The organism is Bacillus sp. Medicinal_06, assembly GCF_056711665.1.
Genome location: NZ_JBWYHD010000003.1, coordinates 493,049 through 511,373 on the forward strand (window position 1 = coordinate 493,049; position 18,325 = coordinate 511,373).

17 protein-coding genes are annotated in these 18,325 nt (G+C 33.4%); 2 read left to right on the plus strand and 15 right to left on the minus strand.

All coding sequences use genetic code 11. The annotated features are described in order from the left end of the window. Positions 1-3 precede the first annotated feature (3 nt). From AC1M36_RS09635 to AC1M36_RS09655, 5 genes are all read right to left on the minus strand, one after another. Positions 4-984, minus strand: a complete 981-nt coding sequence (locus tag AC1M36_RS09635; protein WP_336453535.1) for a DUF6005 family protein — start codon at positions 982-984, stop codon at positions 4-6. A 23-nt stretch (positions 985-1,007) separates the two neighbouring features. Beyond that, positions 1,008-1,280 (minus strand): petrobactin biosynthesis protein AsbD, encoded by a 273-nt coding sequence (gene asbD, locus AC1M36_RS09640; protein ID WP_336453536.1) that lies wholly within the window; start codon positions 1,278-1,280, stop codon positions 1,008-1,010. Further along, positions 1,277-2,515, minus strand: a complete 1,239-nt coding sequence (locus AC1M36_RS09645; protein ID WP_336453537.1) for an AMP-binding protein — start codon at positions 2,513-2,515, stop codon at positions 1,277-1,279. The genes asbD and AC1M36_RS09645 overlap by 4 nt, the downstream gene beginning before the upstream one ends. Then, a complete protein-coding gene (locus tag AC1M36_RS09650; protein WP_336453538.1) occupies positions 2,502-4,349 on the minus strand; it encodes an IucA/IucC family protein in 1,848 nt (615 codons plus the stop codon). Before AC1M36_RS09650 ends, AC1M36_RS09645 begins: the two co-directional genes overlap by 14 nt. 66 nt (positions 4,350-4,415) lie before the next feature. Beyond that, a complete protein-coding gene (locus tag AC1M36_RS09655) occupies positions 4,416-6,251 on the minus strand; it encodes an IucA/IucC family protein (protein ID WP_479845799.1) in 1,836 nt (611 codons plus the stop codon). Positions 6,252-6,885: 634 nt separating this feature from the next. On the opposite strand from AC1M36_RS09655, the gene AC1M36_RS09660 reads away from it, so the two are divergent. Then, positions 6,886-7,332, plus strand: a complete 447-nt coding sequence (locus AC1M36_RS09660; RefSeq protein ID WP_336453540.1) for a GNAT family N-acetyltransferase — start codon at positions 6,886-6,888, stop codon at positions 7,330-7,332. Positions 7,333-7,462: 130 nt separating this feature from the next. On the opposite strand, the gene AC1M36_RS09665 is transcribed toward AC1M36_RS09660, so the two are convergent. The 4 genes from AC1M36_RS09665 to AC1M36_RS09680 all read right to left on the minus strand — a co-directional run bounded on the left by AC1M36_RS09665 (position 7,463) and on the right by AC1M36_RS09680 (position 9,818). Beyond that, complete coding sequence (locus tag AC1M36_RS09665; protein ID WP_336453541.1) at positions 7,463-7,939, minus strand: DinB family protein; 477 nt, start codon at positions 7,937-7,939, stop codon at positions 7,463-7,465. Between the two features lie 209 nt (positions 7,940-8,148). Next, positions 8,149-8,370: a helix-turn-helix domain-containing protein gene (locus tag AC1M36_RS09670; RefSeq protein WP_336453542.1), complete on the minus strand. Its 222-nt coding sequence runs from the start codon at positions 8,368-8,370 to the stop codon at positions 8,149-8,151. A 10-nt stretch (positions 8,371-8,380) separates the two neighbouring features. Next, positions 8,381-8,848, minus strand: a complete 468-nt coding sequence (locus AC1M36_RS09675) for a DUF2975 domain-containing protein (protein WP_336453543.1) — start codon at positions 8,846-8,848, stop codon at positions 8,381-8,383. Between the two features lie 433 nt (positions 8,849-9,281). After that, positions 9,282-9,818, minus strand: coding sequence for a GNAT family N-acetyltransferase (locus AC1M36_RS09680; RefSeq protein WP_336453544.1), 537 nt, complete (start codon positions 9,816-9,818; stop codon positions 9,282-9,284). 152 nt (positions 9,819-9,970) lie between these two features. Here AC1M36_RS09680 and AC1M36_RS09685 point away from each other — a divergent pair, with 152 nt between their 5' ends. Continuing rightward, positions 9,971-10,960, plus strand: coding sequence for a Gfo/Idh/MocA family protein (locus tag AC1M36_RS09685; RefSeq protein ID WP_336453545.1), 990 nt, complete (start codon positions 9,971-9,973; stop codon positions 10,958-10,960). Positions 10,961-11,038: 78 nt separating this feature from the next. On the opposite strand, the gene AC1M36_RS09690 is transcribed toward AC1M36_RS09685, so the two are convergent. The 6 genes from AC1M36_RS09690 to AC1M36_RS09715 form a co-directional block, all read right to left on the minus strand. Continuing rightward, positions 11,039-12,364: an aspartate aminotransferase family protein gene (locus AC1M36_RS09690; RefSeq protein WP_336453546.1), complete on the minus strand. Its 1,326-nt coding sequence runs from the start codon at positions 12,362-12,364 to the stop codon at positions 11,039-11,041. A gap of 66 nt (positions 12,365-12,430) precedes the next feature. Beyond that, a complete protein-coding gene (locus AC1M36_RS09695; RefSeq protein WP_336453547.1) occupies positions 12,431-13,855 on the minus strand; it encodes a sodium:solute symporter family protein in 1,425 nt (474 codons plus the stop codon). Between the two features lie 23 nt (positions 13,856-13,878). After that, positions 13,879-14,835 carry an agmatinase gene (gene speB / locus AC1M36_RS09700; RefSeq protein ID WP_336453548.1) on the minus strand — a complete coding sequence of 319 codons (957 nt, stop codon included), beginning with the start codon at positions 14,833-14,835 and terminating at the stop codon, positions 13,879-13,881. Between the two features lie 325 nt (positions 14,836-15,160). After that, a complete protein-coding gene (locus tag AC1M36_RS09705; protein WP_336453549.1) occupies positions 15,161-16,534 on the minus strand; it encodes a sigma-54 interaction domain-containing protein in 1,374 nt (457 codons plus the stop codon). A gap of 182 nt (positions 16,535-16,716) precedes the next feature. After that, positions 16,717-17,394 carry an MgtC/SapB family protein gene (locus AC1M36_RS09710; protein WP_336453550.1) on the minus strand — a complete coding sequence of 226 codons (678 nt, stop codon included), beginning with the start codon at positions 17,392-17,394 and terminating at the stop codon, positions 16,717-16,719. A gap of 262 nt (positions 17,395-17,656) precedes the next feature. Continuing rightward, entirely contained in the window at positions 17,657-18,313 is a 657-nt protein-coding gene (locus tag AC1M36_RS09715; RefSeq protein WP_336453551.1) for a YkyA family protein, read from the minus strand. Positions 18,314-18,325 lie beyond the last annotated feature (12 nt).

Here is an 18,325-nt window from a genome sequence, read left to right on the forward strand (position 1 = left end):
TGTTTATAAAGTGACAGCCTGATTTATTTTTATCTTTTTCCATGCTACAAACTGTCTCTCTAACTCCTGTTTAATTGCAAATTCAATCTCATTCATCTCATTTAATTTTTCAACAATTGATGATAACATCTCTTTATTTTTTGTCATTGCCAATTTTATTACTTTATACTGTACATTTGTAAATCCTTGCACGATATCTTCTACTCGATCACACCAATAATCAAATTCTGTTTCAGAGTATTGTAATGTTTCACGAAAATATGCAAATGCATGTTCATAACTATATTTACGGATGGCCAATACAGGTATTTGCTTCACTGCTGGTATTAGTTTAGAAAGCTCCGTTCCACCTTCACCATTTACCATTCTTATGACCAAGTCTTTTAATTTCATCGTTAATTCATTGTAATCCCTTTTGAATGTCTCAACAAAATAACTTTCTATCGCTTCCTGAGAGGGCTCGCGAACAGCCTGTACATCAATGAAATATCCGCCACCGAACGGATTATTTTCAATAGAATGAATCACTTTATCCTTTGCCATATTTCCTTCCCAGCGAAAATCCGGATCCAGCATAAACCATTCATCTTCTTGATTTGTTTTTGATATCATTAAATAGTGTGGGAATGGTTTTTGATGGAATTTATTTTCCCTCTCTGGCAATAATGACATATCTACCATTACAATGACATATCGATTTTCTGGCTTTGTTTCTACTAACTCTAAAAAGGTCTCTACATTCGTTTGCTTCTCTTTTGAATGATCGTACCATTCGTTTACTTTTATTCCGTATAGTTTTTCATACCAATGTAAGTAACTGTCATGGCTAATATTTTCAGAATGATAAGAAATGACCCCTTCCTCTGTTATATCAAAATCCCCATCCCATAAACCAAAGTAAAAAGGTCGAAAATCTATATCACTACGTCTTTTAATAATTTCACAAAAACAACTCACTAAACAGTGCACTTTAATTGAAGTCATTTTCTCACCCTTTTTCTAAAATATTAGTTATTCACATCCACCTGTAACGGTTGTAGTTCTTCCATAAAGTCCAGTAAAGAACCTATAGTAGAAAAAGCTTTCGGATCCACTTCATCCTCAGGAACACATAATTGTAAATCCATTTCGATGTAAACAATAAGCTGAAGCATCATGACAGAGTCAATATATAAATCTTGATTTAAACGCATTGTATCTTCTAAATAAGTAACATTTTTTAATTCCATTTTTTCTATCATAATTTCTAATAAAGCTGCCTTTAACATTTTACGATTCACGTTGTCATTTCCTCCATTTCTAATAGTTTACGACTTACCTTCCCAGTTGCATTTTTAGGAATTTCCGTTACATTTTCAATTTCATGAGGGACTTTATAGGACGGTAAATGTTGTATACACCATTCTCGTATTTGAACAGGCTCAATACTAGAAATTACTTTTGCTTTTACAATCTCACCCATTACAGGATGTTTTCCGCGATACACAATTGCCTCCTGAATACCATCTAAACGGAGCATTGTCTCCTCGACTTCTATTGGGAACACTTTCAAACCAGACACGTTAATTACATCATCCATACGCCCTACAAAATGTAGCCCACGTTCTGATCTATATCCTAAATCTTTTGTATAAATCACTTTCTCTCCAATTGTTACTACTATTTCTTCAGGCTGGTTTTGATTACCACTAATACGAACAGACGCATGAGGAAGTGGTTCTCCTAAATCTAAATGTGTGTTCATATTGTGACAAATACTAATGCAACCCGCTTCCGAGCATCCGTACTGCTGCATCATATACTTTGTCATCCCTTTAAGTTTATAAAATAATGATTCTGGTAACGGTGAACCTGACGTCATCACTTTATGAAACTGAAAAATTCCTTGTGGAAAACTTCCCATAATATGCAGCATAAGTGGTACCGCATATACGATATGTTTTGGTGTATTACGAATGATATTTAACGCAAATTTCGGATTTTTATTTGTAATAACAATCGGCTTACTGCCTCGCATTATCGCAGATAACGTCCCACAAATTAACCCATATGAATGGGAAACAGGAGCCAATACAATTGGGACTTCATCAACTTCACACTGCAAAGCTTGATTATAAGCATCAATTTCTCTTTCAATTTCTTTCCATGGCCTTTCAATGAGTTTCGGTTCACCAGTTGTTCCTGAACTATATTGCAGTAAGGATGGTTCTTTTTTTATTTGGTACTCACTATTCAGTATTATGAATTGTTTAAAATCTCCATACAAAAGTCCAAAACATTCGGCACGTTTTGCCATTTCAATAGCTGTAGCTTTTGGTGTCTCTCCATGAATAAGTAGTACAGATGCCCTTTTTTGTTTTAAGAAAAGGATAAGCGTAGTAATATCAAAAGGATCTGTTATACAAAGAGCAAATCTCTTTCCATCCACCTCTTGAAAATGTTCCATATTTTCATACATTTGTAGTCTTAATTCAAAATCATTCTTGCTATATTCTTGTTTGTTAACGATTAGCATGATTTACCTCCCTAACAAAAATCTTACTCTTTATAAGTTGCAGTGCATGATATAATGGATTCGGCACTTCATGTACAAGTGATTCTACATCTTTATATAAGCGACGTTTTGTTAATTGCTCCGCTCGAAATGTAGGGGTATATAACTGCAACTCTTCAAAACGTCCATATAAATACTGAGAACCTGTAAAGTGACTCTCCAATTCTTCTACAACAAGTATCCAAAATCTCTCTTCATTAAATTGATATTCATCAGCAAGCAGTAAAGCTAGTTCACCTAAATTAAATAAGAAAAGCGCATCTAAGACCATTTCTTGTAAACAACGCATACTATCCATTTCAAAAAAGTCATTAAGCTGTCCCTTTGCATACATGTTGTGTACTTTTGTAAAATCGGGACACTTTTCTGGAACTTTTAAATATGGACGATAAAATTCAACCCCTTCATGAAAATCTTTTAGCGCAATCCGGACTGGCACTCCTTGTTTATGAATCAAAATCATATTTTGTCCATGTGATTCTAACGCAATGCCATGTTCCACTAATAAGTGTACAACTGGTAACACCGCTTTTTGTATAAGCTCCCGAAGCCAAATTTCAATGCCACTTTTCTTTAGCCACGGCTCAATAATAGGCTTTCCGTCTTGATCTTTTGCATATAATGCATTAAATGGCACGGCCTCTTCCGCTTCTTCTAAATACGTATGAATACTTTCACGCCAAATACATCCTAATGAACCGTACGTAGATTGACCTGGTGGGTCGTACGTTACACCAGCAAATTCTTGTAATAAAATAACACGTACCTCATCCCGTAAATATGAGTCATCGCTTACCAAATCTGTTAACCATTTTGAAATAATAGGTGCACTAACAACTGAGTGTGGCTTTAATGTCCGAACAGTTGATGTATTTAATAAGTTCATAGAAAGCTTCACATACGGTTTCATACAATTGGTAGCATTTTGTAAAGTACGCATCGATTGCTGTGCAAAATATTCATCTTCTGATTGTTCGATAAAAATAATGTCCTTATTGTGTATATGCTCAGCATAGTTCGGAATAATATAATTCTCCCATTGCCACGGATGAACGGGCATGAATGTATAATCATTTGGATTACACCCTATATTTCGAACAGTAGAATAAAATTCAATTCGTTTCTTCTCTCCTACTTCTTCTCTCACAACATGATTGAAATCTTCCTTGGACAGAGATCCTATATGAGTATGTTTATCATGAATGGCAATCCAAATAAGTTTCATCGACTGTTTAAATTCAAAACCATATTGGTAATTATCACGATAATGAAAGCCAATTCGTGCCTTATAGCTTGGATGATATGGATGTCCATCCATTAAACGATTTTCCAGTTCATCGTATGTTCTCTCTATAAGCTTCTCTTTTGTTTCGTATCTTTCATATTGAGCAATTGTATCTTTAAAGATCGTTTGTTCTAACTCTTGAATAAAGGAACGTACTTTCGTTTCATCTATCTGAATCATTTTAAAAACTTCATTTAAAAATTGTGCGATTGATGTTCCTTCTTCTTCCCTATCATTTTGAATTCTTACGAGTGGTTCTTCAGTTAAGCGAATACGGCCAAATGTCATTCGCTCTTGACCACAGCATCTGTATGTGACGCTATTTCCACTTTCATCAAGCCCTGAAATTATAAAAATTATATTTTTTTCCTCTTGTATGCGAATTGGAGAAATAATTTCCTCGTATATTAACGACTCTATTAATTGACGAAAAACTCTTCGTCTAACAACAATATAACGATCCGATTGAACCGCTTTCATTACTTTCGTATGATAAATCTCTTCCTTCATCGTTTCCTCCATGATAGAAAGTATTAAAAATACCATTTTTTGTATTACGTGAAATTTTAAAACTATTTATGAACGAACAACATTTTCTTTTTGATTACACTCTTCTGCCACTTCTTGAAAGAGGGGATTGTCAACTCGGACATAAATAGCTTGCTCAAGAGGGCTTGTTAATTCATCAACATCAAAAAACCTTGTTAATAAATTTGCTTTACACGGTAATTCTTTATCTTTCAATAATTCCTCTAAAAATGTAGATGGTTCACGATTATATGGAAGGAATGACTCCAATACCGTCCTTAATTCGGAAAGGAGAACTTCCTCATCTATTAACCTCGATGTACCAAATCCATTTATTAACCCAAACATATGGTTAAATATTAAGTAATAACGGAATCGTTCATCTGCAATACTATCATCATATAAATTACCACTCTCTTCACCAATACCAGGCAATTCAGTATCCAAAATATGTTTCATTGAGCTACAAAAATAAAATCCTTGATTATCACGAAAATAAAACTTTACTGGATAACCATCTTGCAGATGAATAACACTGTTTTGTTGATGTGCCTCTAATGCAACTCCATATTTTAAATACATCCATACCATTGGTTTTAAGGAAATATTCAGATACCGCCTGAACCATTCTAAACTTACCTCTTCACAACTTCTTCCTTCTTCTTCTGCAAGATGATGAATAATATTTGCTAATCTCGTTTTTTCACCTGGAAGCGCATCTTGGGTAAGTCCTGCAATAAGGGTTGCATTGTTTGCATTCTCACCATAGAAAGCATTTTCACGAATAATTACTTCAAATCCTGATTCTTGCCCTTCAAGTCCTAGCGTAATATAGGCTGGATCACATATAAAATCAAATCCTGGGAATTTATCTCGTACTTCTCCAATTTTTGTATTCAATATTTCTTTTCCTTCGATTCCACTTTCAAGCTCTTTCAATTTATTCACACGCATTGAATTTGTAACTTTCACAGGAAAAGAAAATTTAAACATATAGTTTGATTCTGGATGATACATTGTTCTAAGTGAAGATGTTGCCATATATGGTTTTCCAACTGGTCCGAAATACGTAAGAACACCATTATCCATCCAATTTTTCACATGTGGCTGATGCAATAACCATTCTGCTTGAAGTGGATGAATTGGAATTAAAGAATATTCATCTTCTTCACAATAACGTTCAATAAATTCCGTACTGACAGACGGGTCTTTCCTTAACTCCCCTTTTATAATTTCTGTTGCCTGTTCCATAAGAACGGATTTTTCCTTTACTAAATCCTTATGCGCTCGAAAATAATGAAGTTGACACTCACCCTGTAATTCAGGCGAATACATTGAACTTTTCCAATTTAATATTCCTTGTCTACTCTTTGGGGTAGGATGGTTTAAATGACCAAAAAGTAAAGATTGCTCTGCTTCTATAAAAGTCGTATGGAACCCATATAATTTTGCAACATCTTGCTCTCTCTCTCCAATAAACTCCTTCATATTTTGACAACTTTGAATAACTCGAAGTAGAAGTTCGTCCGGGTTTGTCCCCTCTCCATAGTTCATGGACATCTCTTTTATTAGTAATGTAATAACCGTTACATAATCAGCTTTCACAACATGAAAATCTGTTCCAATTTGATAATAGAAATGTTTTCCAAACAGATGACGATCTGTTGGTGATTTATATATAACTTCTGCATACAAAGTAATGTTTTGTGCCGATAACCGACAGCATAAATATGTTGAAACAGTGCTCATCGTCTTTGTATCACTAAAGATGGTACTTATATTCTCATCTTCTGTAATCCATTCCCCACTTCCTGTTTCACGTAAATAACAATTTAAAAAACTTTGCATTGTTGCATGTTCCGCGATTTGTTTCGCATGCTGCATACTTGTCCTCCTCTTTACAATAAAGCTATCGGAAATTTTTATTTTTAATAATAACTAACAAAAAAATGATTATCATTATCAAATATGATTCTAATTGATTATCATTATCAATTCAAGTGTATCTTTCAGAATTTTTTTATCATAATTAAATTTCCATCTTTTCGGTCATATTTCTTCTATAATTTTCAACTCAATTATAATCTCTCAGTAGGCTATAGAGACGGTACAGGAAAAATCTTAAGTTACGCAAAAAGCGCCATCCTTTCTGTATATTTCTACAAAAAGAATAACGCTTTTTCTGTAGCATGGATACAAATTCACATTAACTTGATAACGATTGGGTACGAAAACGATTCGTATCCCTATGTAGAATAATCACTTAACGTACGAAATTCGCGTTTTGTTAGCAAGAATCTAACAGACTATATTTGCACCAGAATCAATTAAATTTTGATAAAATTAGAAAGTATTTAAAAATGTCAAATATATTATTTAGAAGTTTAAATCCTGATGCTAAGGAGGTGTTGTCTATGCAAAAGGAAATAGTATTTTTAGGTTGTAAATATGAGGGGATAACGTTTTAATAGCCCAAAAACTGCGTGGTTCCCTTCTATATTCGAAAGGAGTATCTCTATTGAACAAACTATCTTTAAAACCCATTGACAAAAGTAACTGGGAGGAGGCTATAAAATTATCAGTAAAAGAAGAACAACGTATATTTATTGCCTCCAATCTTTATTCTATTGCAGAGGTTCAATTTTTAGATAATTTCTATGCAAATGGTATATATCTTGATAACAAGCTAATAGGATTTGCAATGTTTGGAATAGACTCTGATGATAATAATTATTGGATTTATAGACTAATGATTGATAAAGAATACCAAGGAAAAGGTTTAGGTATACAGGCTATATTTCTCATTATTAAAAAAATAAGAAGTATTAATAATAAAAATATTCCTCTAATTATGATTGGATATAATCCTAAAAATCTTTCAGCAAAAATTGCTTATAGGAAAGCTGGATTTGTTGAAACTGAATTATCATCTTGGGGTGAACAATTGGCGAAGTTCACCTTATAGAACACTATACATGCCTATCAACTTAAAAACGGAAACACAATGAACTCTCGTTCAAATAAACTAAAAAACTCTTAAAATACTATTTATCCTTAAAAATAGGCATGTATGGTGAGGCAAATTAGGTATTACATCAGTAATGTCCCTTTTCAATCAAAAATGTAGTGATTTGATTGAAATGGAAATTGTCATGATCTACCATTGCATTCATGTAATCTTGTAAAGACTGATTTTTATCTTGAATCATATATATTTTGCTGAAATCCTCTTCCGAAAATGCTTCTAGAAAGTGAATAAGGTTAAAACGAGCTTCTTTAAATTGCTGGATGAGTTCATCTTTTACAACTCCTGATTTAGCATAATTTGCGGATTTTCTATTGAATGCATCTACATTGATATTTGCCTTTGTTAAGCATTTTTGTGATTGTAGTAATAAAAGTCGTTCAAGGATGAAGCGATCCCAAAACAAAATATGCGCTACAATTTCGGACGTCGACCATTTATCTAATTGAATAGGAATAAACCAAATTTGATCGTTAAGATTTAATAATGACTGCAATATATTGTCAATAGAAGCATATTGGACTAAAATCTCATCTTTCGTTCGCAATAAAACACTCTCCCTTCACTTTTCATTCAATTCTTTCTTATTCAATAGAAAGTTAATCAAAATCCTTTGTTTACATAAAATTAAATAGCGAGATCCATCAATTTCTTAACTTGATGGATATGTGACGGTACTCCTATAAATGAGAAATTAAGCTTTATTTACTTCAGAAAAATGCTCGATTGTTGAATAAATTTGTTTTCTATACTTTATTACCCTTGAGTGTATTTGTCACTTTTGTATTCTAAAATATCTCCAGGTTGACATTCTAAAGCCTTACAAATCGCATCTAAAGTTGATAATCGAATCGCTTTTGCCTTCCCATTTTTCAATATAGACAGATTAGCCATCGTTATTCCAACCCTCTCCGAAAGTTCTGTAACGCTCATTTTCTTTTTAACCAGCATTACATCAATATTGATTATAATTGCCATGTTTTTCACCTCAGACCGTTAAATCATTTTCTGACTTTATATCAATAGCTTCTTGTAAGAGCCTTTGAAGAACAGCCGCAAAGGTTGCAATTACACTTGAAGCAAACATGCTTATTAGTGCTAGCATTATAATACTTGTTATATCTTCACTGCCATAAAATATAGCTATGGATATTATTATTCCTACTACAATTAAGATACTAATTATGATTGCACAGTACTTTATATACTTCAAAGCTCTAACAGATAATTCCGAGAAAGCCATGTTTTTATCAATGTAGGCTAAAAGTTTAAATGCTTGATACAAGGCAACATAAAATGGAATACGCAGTACATACGCATATACTAAAAAAGGATACTGCAAGTAATCCGTCTCGGGATGTGCTGCTGCATCTCTACTTGCTACCTTAAGTACTGCAATGCTAATAAGAAAAATAACGACTTTTAAGAAAATTGTTGAACCTTGTTTAGATTTCATAAAAAGCACCTCTCCTCTTTATTTTCAATTTGATATTAACATGCATATTATCGTTTCTCAATAAATTATTATCATATTTCATTATTTTTTTATTGATAATTTCTTTTATTTTAGATAAAGATAAAAAGCATTCCTCTAACTATCCTAATTTTTATCTCAATTAATCCATTAAATAATCCTATTATGGAATTTCATCACATCGTCATCAAGTTAAAAATTGATTTTTCTTCCAAATGAAAAACGGAACTAGGTTATCATAAATAACTGTAGAGAGATAAAAAATTTGTTTTGGGGGCAATTCAAAACCTTAACTTGATAGGCATGGGGCATACTCCTAGTAAATAGCGTAATAAAAAGGAGATATACATAATAAGTTGTATATCTCCTTTTAAAATCTATTTATTGTTTACATAATTATATTATTTAACTTCTTTCAATCATGTATTAATAATTTATAAAGGTTATCCATATCTCTCCAACCGTAAGCTGTCTCTTGAACATTCAATCTCTCTAAAAACTTTGTATGGACCCGCTCTGGAGAAAACTTTTCATAAAAACCTATTGAAGGATTATTGGATATAACCCAGACTAATACAGAACAAATATCATTTTTCATAAATTCTGACACAAGCGTTTGAAATAATTGTTTTCCGACTTTATATCCTTGGTATTCTTCCAAAAGATAAATTGCGTATAATTCTCCATCACAGTCATATTTTCCTGTTCTTTCGAGCCCACCGTCAATAAATCCTATAATTTCTCCATCTAACGTTTCTGCCACATACCTATATTGATTTCCTACCGCTTGTTTAAAAATGTTTTTCCATTGTTTTTCCCGACTCTCATACGTTGTAGCCTCTATCATTTCATCAGATAGTATTCCTTTATAGGTTGTTTTCCAGCTATCAACATGCACTTTCGTGATTCCTTTTATATCGTTTTCTGTTGCCTTTCTAATTTTTATTCCCATCTTTTCTCCCCCTCTTGTTCCTCATTATATCAAAGGAAAACATACCAACTATATCAATTAAGCAAATCATTTCGTATTTTTCTTTCTTCCCTATATAATTAATCTCCTACGGCAATTCATATCAAAATCATTTGAAAGAAGGAGAAAATAAGATGGTGCGATTTGGAATTATTGGAACCAATACAATTACCACTAGGTTTATTGAAGATTCACGTACATTACCAAATTTTTCACTTACAGCGATATATTCAAGAACAAAAGACAGAGCAACAGAATTTGCAAGCAAATACAATGTAGATACTACTTTTACAGACTTAGAATGCATGGCAAAAAGTGATGTAATTGATGCAGTTTATATCGCAAGTCCAAACTCATTGCATGCGGAGCAGGCCGTTCTCTTTATGAAACATGGCAAACATGTATTATGCGAAAAACCAATCGCTTCTCATACAAAAGAAGTAGAAAAAATGATTCAAACTGCTAAAAAGCATAATGTCGTTTTAATGGAAGCGTTAAAATCCACGCTTGTTCCAAACTTCCAAACCATTCAAGATAATATACATAAGATCGGAAAAGTTAGACGTTATTTTGCGAGTTTCTGCCAATATTCTTCTCGTTATGATGCTTATAAGGAAGGAAAGATTCTAAATGCTTTTAATCCTTCCTTTTCAAACGGCGCATTGATGGATATTGGAGTGTATTGCATTTATCCAATGGTTGTATTATTTGGAGCACCATCTCATGTACAAGCAAATGCCTACCTTCTAGATTCTGGTGTAGATGGAGAAGGTAGCCTTTTATTAAAATATGCTGAGATGGATGCGGTCATTATGTACTCAAAAATAACAAATTCATACGTGCCTTCTGAAATTCAAGGTGAGAACGGTAGCATAATTATCGATAAAATTAGCTCACCTACAAAAGTTGAAATTCGTTATAGAGACGGTCGTGTTGAAGATATTACAAAATTGCAATCAAATAATACAATGTCCTATGAAACACAAGAATTTATTAGATTGATTCAGCAAAATCAATTAGAATCCACTGTAAACTCTCATACTGCTTCTATGATTACAATGAAGATTATGGAAGAAGCTAGAAAACAGATTGGCCTTGTATTTCCAGCTGATTTAAGAAAATAGTACATATACTTAAAAAGGGGGGATTTTTCATCCCCCCTCTTCATTTTAATTATGAGATTAACTTTCATCCAATAGTTTTTAGTTCTTCACCAAAACCTTCAACTCTTCCTCATATTCTGAAAGTGCCTCATCTAAAATTGCTAACCCATCATCAATCTGATCTCTATTTATAGAAAGCGGTGGAATCATTCGAATTACTTCACTTGCATTTCCACAGAAATAAAACAATACGCCTTTTTTCAATGCGATATCTAATATTTTAAACAATCCTTCACCATTAGGTGTACCTGTTTCTGGATTGATAATTTCAATTCCAATCATTAACCCAACTGCTCGAATACTTCCAATCATAGAATGTTTTTGTTTTAAGTCATACAACTTCTGAACTGCATACCCCCCCATTTCTTTGGCATTTTCAATCAACTGTTCCTCTTTCATTACTTCAAGCGTTGCTAATGCCGCTGCACATGCAATTGGATTTCCTCCAAAAGTCGTACCATGCGTTCCTAAAGGCCACTGTTGCATCAACTCTTTTGAAGCAACTGTCGCACTCAGAGGTAATCCTGACGCAATTCCTTTTGCGATTGCCATAATATCCGGTGTTACTCCAAATGTTTGTGCCGCAAACCATTCCCCTGTACGACCAAAACCTGTTTGTACTTCATCAAAGATTAATAGAATACCATGCTGATTACAAATTTCACGAATTTTCTTTAACCATCCTGTTGGCGGAACAACATATCCGCCTTCTCCTAATACAGGTTCTACAATCACACATGCAACTTCTTCTGGTGTAACTTGATGGTTAAACAACATTTCAAAGTCCTTTTCTAGTTTTTCCACACAATGTTGCTCTGGATCAACCCCTTCTGGACAATTTTTTATATTCGCATATGGAATTTGATACGTTAGCCCATTAGGTTGCATAAACTTACGATATTTACTTTTTGAAGTTGTTACACTTAATGATCCCATTGATCTCCCATGAAAACATCCTAAAAAAGAAACAACATAAGGTCTTTTCGTCACATATTTTGCTAACTTAATTGCTCCTTCAATCGCTTCTGTACCACTATTGGCAAAGAAGAAACAATCTAGCTTAGGTGGTAATACCGTACTGAGTTCTTCCGCAAGACGTAAAATTGATTCATACATAATCACTCCGGATGGACCATGAGTCAGATTATCAGCACTATCCTTAATTGCTTGTACAACTTTTGGATGACGATGTCCAACATTCGTCGTTGCAATACCTGATGTGAAATCAAGATATTTCTTTCCATCTAGTCCAAAATAGTAACATCCCTCTTCTTTCACAACCGGTAAATTGGGATGATCTTTTGCCATACTTGGTGCTAGTAATTGTGGCATTCTTTCAATTAAATGGTTCCAGTTTGTAGTCATTTTGAATTCCTCCTTATAATTGTGCATCATTTTCGCATCTTGTATAAAAATCATTGATTCATTTGTTTATGCATCTATATCTACATTGGTATGCTGTTCTTTCCACTCCTCATACTTTTCAAATTCCGGAGACGTTAAATATGAAATGATGACAATTGATAAGATACTACACGTCATTCCATATAAAATTGGATCTGTAGCTGAAAGTCCTTGTACAATTAAGCCCCCTACTGTTACGGTTGCACTTAAAATAATCGAATAAAAGGCAGCTTTATCTGTTACACGTTTCCAAAACAATCCTAAAATAATCGGAAAGAATACTGAACCAGATAAAATTGCATATGCAACATCTAATGCTACAATAACGTCCTGAATCCAAATAGCACTAACTATCACAAATATTCCGATAATTAAAGTCACGATTCTCGACATTCGAATCATCGCTTTTTCACTCAATTCCTTAGATGAAGTGCCTTTTATGATGTCATTTACTATCAATGTTGAAGATGCTAATAATGTCGCCGAAGCTGTCGACATTAGAGCTGAAACAACACTTGCAACGACAATCCCTAATAAGCCTGCTGGCAAAATTGTAATTGCCATTGTTATAAACGCACTTTGTGGATCACTTAAATTCGGGAAAACTACAGCCGCACACATACCAATTACACTGATTGCAACCGCATACAAAAGACAATATACCCCAGCACCAATCGTTCCTTTTTTCGCAATTCCGACAGTCTTTGCCGTGAAAATTCGTTGCCATATGTCTTGCCCAATTAGTACTCCCAAACAATATAAAAGAAAGTACGAAAAAATCTTATCTCCGCCAATATTAGCGATTTCAAAATATCCATGTGGTAATTTTTCTTGAAGAACAGCCCATCCTCCGGCCTTCTGTAAACTAAGCGGCAACATAATTGCAAATACTCCAATTGTCATTACAAGAAACTGAAATATATCAGTCATCGTTACAGACCACATTCCGCCAAGTAGTGTATACATAACAACCACACTACCCCCTAATAACATACAAAATTTAATATCCCATTCCAGTAGTACATTCAATATCGTTCCCATTCCAATTACTTGCGTGACAGTGATCATCGTTACGTATATAAAAGTAATCAATGAAGTAATCAATCTTGTTTGCGAATTAAAACGTAACCCTAGTAATTCACTGATTGTAATAATTTTAAATCTCGATACTTTTTTCACTAAAAATATTCCTAATAAAATAATTCCGATACCAATCATCGTAACAAGCCATATCCCTGAAATACCAAATTCATATCCTAACCTTGCTGTTCCGATTGTAGATGCCCCGCCAAGAATTACTGCTGCTAAACAAGCAAGATACATTACTAAGCCTAGACTACGACCAGCAACCATAAAATCTTCAGATGTTTTTGCTTTCCTTGCCCCTACGAAACCAATACTGATAATAATTATAAAATAACCCACCATTAGCAATATATCTACTGTATTCATAACATCCTCCTTTTCAATTCATATTATTTTAGTCTTACTACATTACGCCGTTTTTGCATCGCTACAAGAGTAATCATTTCATATGCAATACTTGATGCAGCAATTGCCGTAATTTCTCCACTATCATACGCAGGCAACACTTCTACTAAATCAAAACCAACGATATGTAATCCATCTAACCCTTGCATAAGTTCAACTGCTTCAATCGTTGTAGGCCCTCCAATTTCAGGCGTTCCCGTTCCAGGTGCATATGCAGGATCTATAAAATCAATATCAAATGAAACAAAAGTTACTGCATCCTTTACTCGTTCATGGATTCTCCGTAACACTTCTGCATATCCTATTTTCCGCACTTCTCTCATTGGAATAACTTCAAAACCCAAGCTTCTTGCATCTTCTATATCATTTGGCCCATACAAAGGACCACGCATTCCTATTTGAATAGAATGATCGACGTTAATGAGCCCTTCTTCGACCGCCCGTCGAAATGGAGTTCCATGCATATATTTTTCTCCGTAATAATGATCCCACGTATCACTATGAGAATCAAAATGAACAAGAGCTATGGGCCCAAATTGTTTTGCGAACGCTCTTAAATTTCCTAATGAAATAGAATGATCCCCACCTAATATAATAGGTACAATCCCTTTTTCTAATACAGGTGTTAAGCCTTCCACAATATTGTCATATGTACGATGGATATTACCAGGTACAATATCTAAATCCCCATAATCTACACCTGAACAATACTCAAAAATATCAATCGCTTGATCTGGATTATATGGGCGTAATAAACTTGAAAAATTCCGGATATGATTCGGTCCTAAACGAGCTCCTACACGATACGACTGCGCAGTATCAAAAGGGATTCCCAATACTGCAAAATCTACATTTTCAGTCGTATTTTTTTGTTCTAATCTCATAAACGTTTTCACTCCACAAAAACGAGGCGACATAGCAGAATCTTTTGGTTTATACATCTTCTCACTCCTATAAACTATTTTTCTGTCACTTTAAATAAAATAATTCTTACATTAATGGGATATTCTTTACCTCATACTAATAAAGGGTACTTATCAATTTATCCCCTACTTATTTTTCTTTTGCTAAATCTTAAAGCATTGAAAATAAGTATTTATATAGAAGGCAATGTTCCCTCCTCCTTTATATCGTTTATTAATGCAACTATCATGCCAAGTTCAAAAACAAGAAAAAGATGGAGGAAAATACTTCATCCATCTTCTCACAATTTATATCGTCAATTTCCCCCGCATTAACGGGCAGTAAGCCCCACTGATTAAAGTTTCACTTTATTCTATACTTCTTCAGCTTTCTTACTACAGAAGGCTGACTTATCGCTAGGTTTTCTGCTATTTTCACAGTCGTCTTATATTTTTTCTTAGCATCCAGTAACACCTGTTTCTCTACCATTTCTAGTATTTCCGTAAGAGTTTGAGACGAGTTTATAACGAATTCATCACTAGAATTAGATTTATAGTAATCTGGTATATTTTCAATGGTAATTAACTTGGAATGCGATGTAATTACGAGCCGTTCTATTATATTCATTAACTCTCTTATATTACCTTTCCACTTTTGTTGTAATAAAATTTGTATAACTGCTTGATCTAATTCCCTCTCTCTTTTATATTGGGTACAGAATTTATTCAAAAATAAATATATCAAATTCATAATATCTTTAGGTCGCTCACGTAGTGGAGGAATCAAAATTGGCACAACAACTAAACGAAAGTATAAATCTTGTCTAAATTCTTTATTCACTACCAACTCTTCTAAATCACGATTTGTCGCGACAATAAGACGAAAATCCGCCTTTTTAAGCTTTGTTCCACCAACTCGATAAAATTGTCTTTCTTCAATTAACTTAAGAAGTTTTACTTGTTGGTCAAGTGAAAGCTCCCCTACTTCATCAAGAAACAAAGTTCCCCCGTGAGCTAGTTCTGCAAATCCAAGTTTCCCATTTTTTTTTGCTCCTGTAAAAGATCCTGCTTCATACCCAAAGAATTCAGCCTCAAATAAAGACTCAGGTATAGCACCACAATTTACTTCAATAAAAGGTCCATATTTTCTTGGGCTCTTATCATGAATATAACGAGCAATAGCCGTTTTTCCTACTCCTGATTCTCCAAGCAGAACTGTATTTACATCCACTTCTGAAACTTGATGTACTGTCCCCATTGCTTTATACATTGCAGGGTCATCAGCAATTAACCCTACTGATGTAATTTTTTCACGCAATGCTAGTTGAGCTTCCTCTTTCACACGCTCCAGTTCCTCTTGCATATGATCTAAATATTTTTGAATTTCTATCAAATCCGAAACATCATAAGAATAACTTACAACCCGATACACTTCTCCTTCCTCGTCAAATAAAGGTATACCTGTTACTAACAATTTATTTCCTGTCTTTGTAAGCTGAACAACTGTAATTTTCTCTTTTTTTTGTATAATTAATGGCGTTACAATAGGCGTAATGATACCCGTTCGTTCCAATTCATAAATAGAAGCACCAATTAAACTTTCATACTCAATTCCATATCTATCAGCAGTAAATTGTGTCGCTTTTAAAATCGTACCATTTACATCTGTTATAATCAGATCATCCATTAAAGATTCCAATATCGTTTCTGTTTCAGAAATAAATTCTGTATATAACAAATCTTTCACCATCCTATAAACATAGAAAATTCCGTCTATTTATTAATGAATAGTTTATTTGATTTTGTATAGAGATGTAAAGCATAAAATATGCCTCTCATTATTTTTTCTATGACTTCATACAACAAGAAAAACCCTCCAATTTCAATTACATAACTGGAGGATTTTTTATAATGCGTACTTTATCTACTTTCAACTTCAACCGAAACAATATGATCAATTTCTTTTAATGAACTATATAATTCAGTTGTATATAAATCTTCAGGTGCCAATATAACCATTTCTAATTGCTGAGATTCACTGTCAATGTCTTTAATTTTCACGCGCTTCACTTGCATGTTTAAGTTTTTAATTTGTTTAAAAATACCATCTAATTCTCGATGCTCTTTTACGATAATTTTAATTGCCAAATCCTTTTGTCTTAGAGAATAAGGGCCAGCAATCTTAACAAGATGTGGCAGTACATTAATAGCCAATATAATTAAAATCATCGCAACTGTTGCTTGAATATAAAAACCTGCCCCAATTGCAATCCCTAAAGCAGATGCTGCCCAAACCATCGATGCCGTTGTTAATCCTGAAATCACATCATTATTTCTTCTTAAAATTACACCCGCTCCAAGGAAACCAACGCCACTCACAATTTGAGCTGCTAAACGCATCGGGTCCATATTTGTATGTCCGGGTGAAGAGTAAACATTCACCGATTCAATTGAAACCATTGTAATTAAACAACTCGCTACAGAAATGACCATACTTGTTTTCACACCAAGTGGTTTATTCTTTAGCTGCCTATCTATTCCTATAAATAAACCTAGAAAGAGTGCCAAACCTAATTTGAGTAAAAATTCATATGTCATTTTTCATTCTCCTTACTTATATGATGTTCAACATTTCTGTTCTTAAACATCATTTTTTCCTTTAAATATTAAACTATAACTCTTTTAGCACTTCAATTCCAGTCTTTTCTATCCCAGAAGTCAAAAAGTCGAAAAACATAGAAATAAATGTTTTTCGACTTTTTTAGTCTTATTTTACTTAAATCTTTTCAATCTAACACTTTTTTTACAACCAAACTTGCTTAAAGTGACGTATTACTTATATTAGAAAATATAATGTACTTTATTTTTGTTCCTTAACCTTAATTTTTGCTTCTTTATAGAATGCTAGTTTTCCTTCGTTATACTCCTTTGTATATCCATTAAACTTCTCTTTTTCTTTTTTCATTTCTTCTGTTAATTTATTTACTTCTTTCACTTTCTCACTAATTTCTTTTAACTTTGTTTCTTTTACTTTTAATTTCGCATAAAGCTCTTTTTCAATCGCCATTGATTTCACATAACTTTCGTTCATTTTTTGAAAAGCATCATAACGATTTTTATAAGCTTCTTCTACTTTTTTCGCTTGTTTTTGTATTTTTTTATCTTCAATTTTCTCTACATTACTTTGAACTGATTTCGTTTCTTTTTGTGCTTTTTCTAATGCCTCTTTTTCATTTTTTAATAATTTTTCACGCTCATCCACATTTGAAACTGCTTGATCTAGTTTTTGTGCAACCGCCTCATTATGCTCTTTTCCTTCTGTTATAATTTGAGTATATAGTTCTTGGCCCTGTTTTTCCAACACCTCTAATTTTTTCGCATCTTCAAACAACGACTTCTCTTGTTTAGCTGCATTTTCAAATGCAACAAATAAATTTTCTTCTGGTTTTTCACCAAAACAGCCTGATAATAGTCCTACTGATATTGCTCCAACTAATGCTACTTTTTTATAATTCAACTTCTTTTCCCC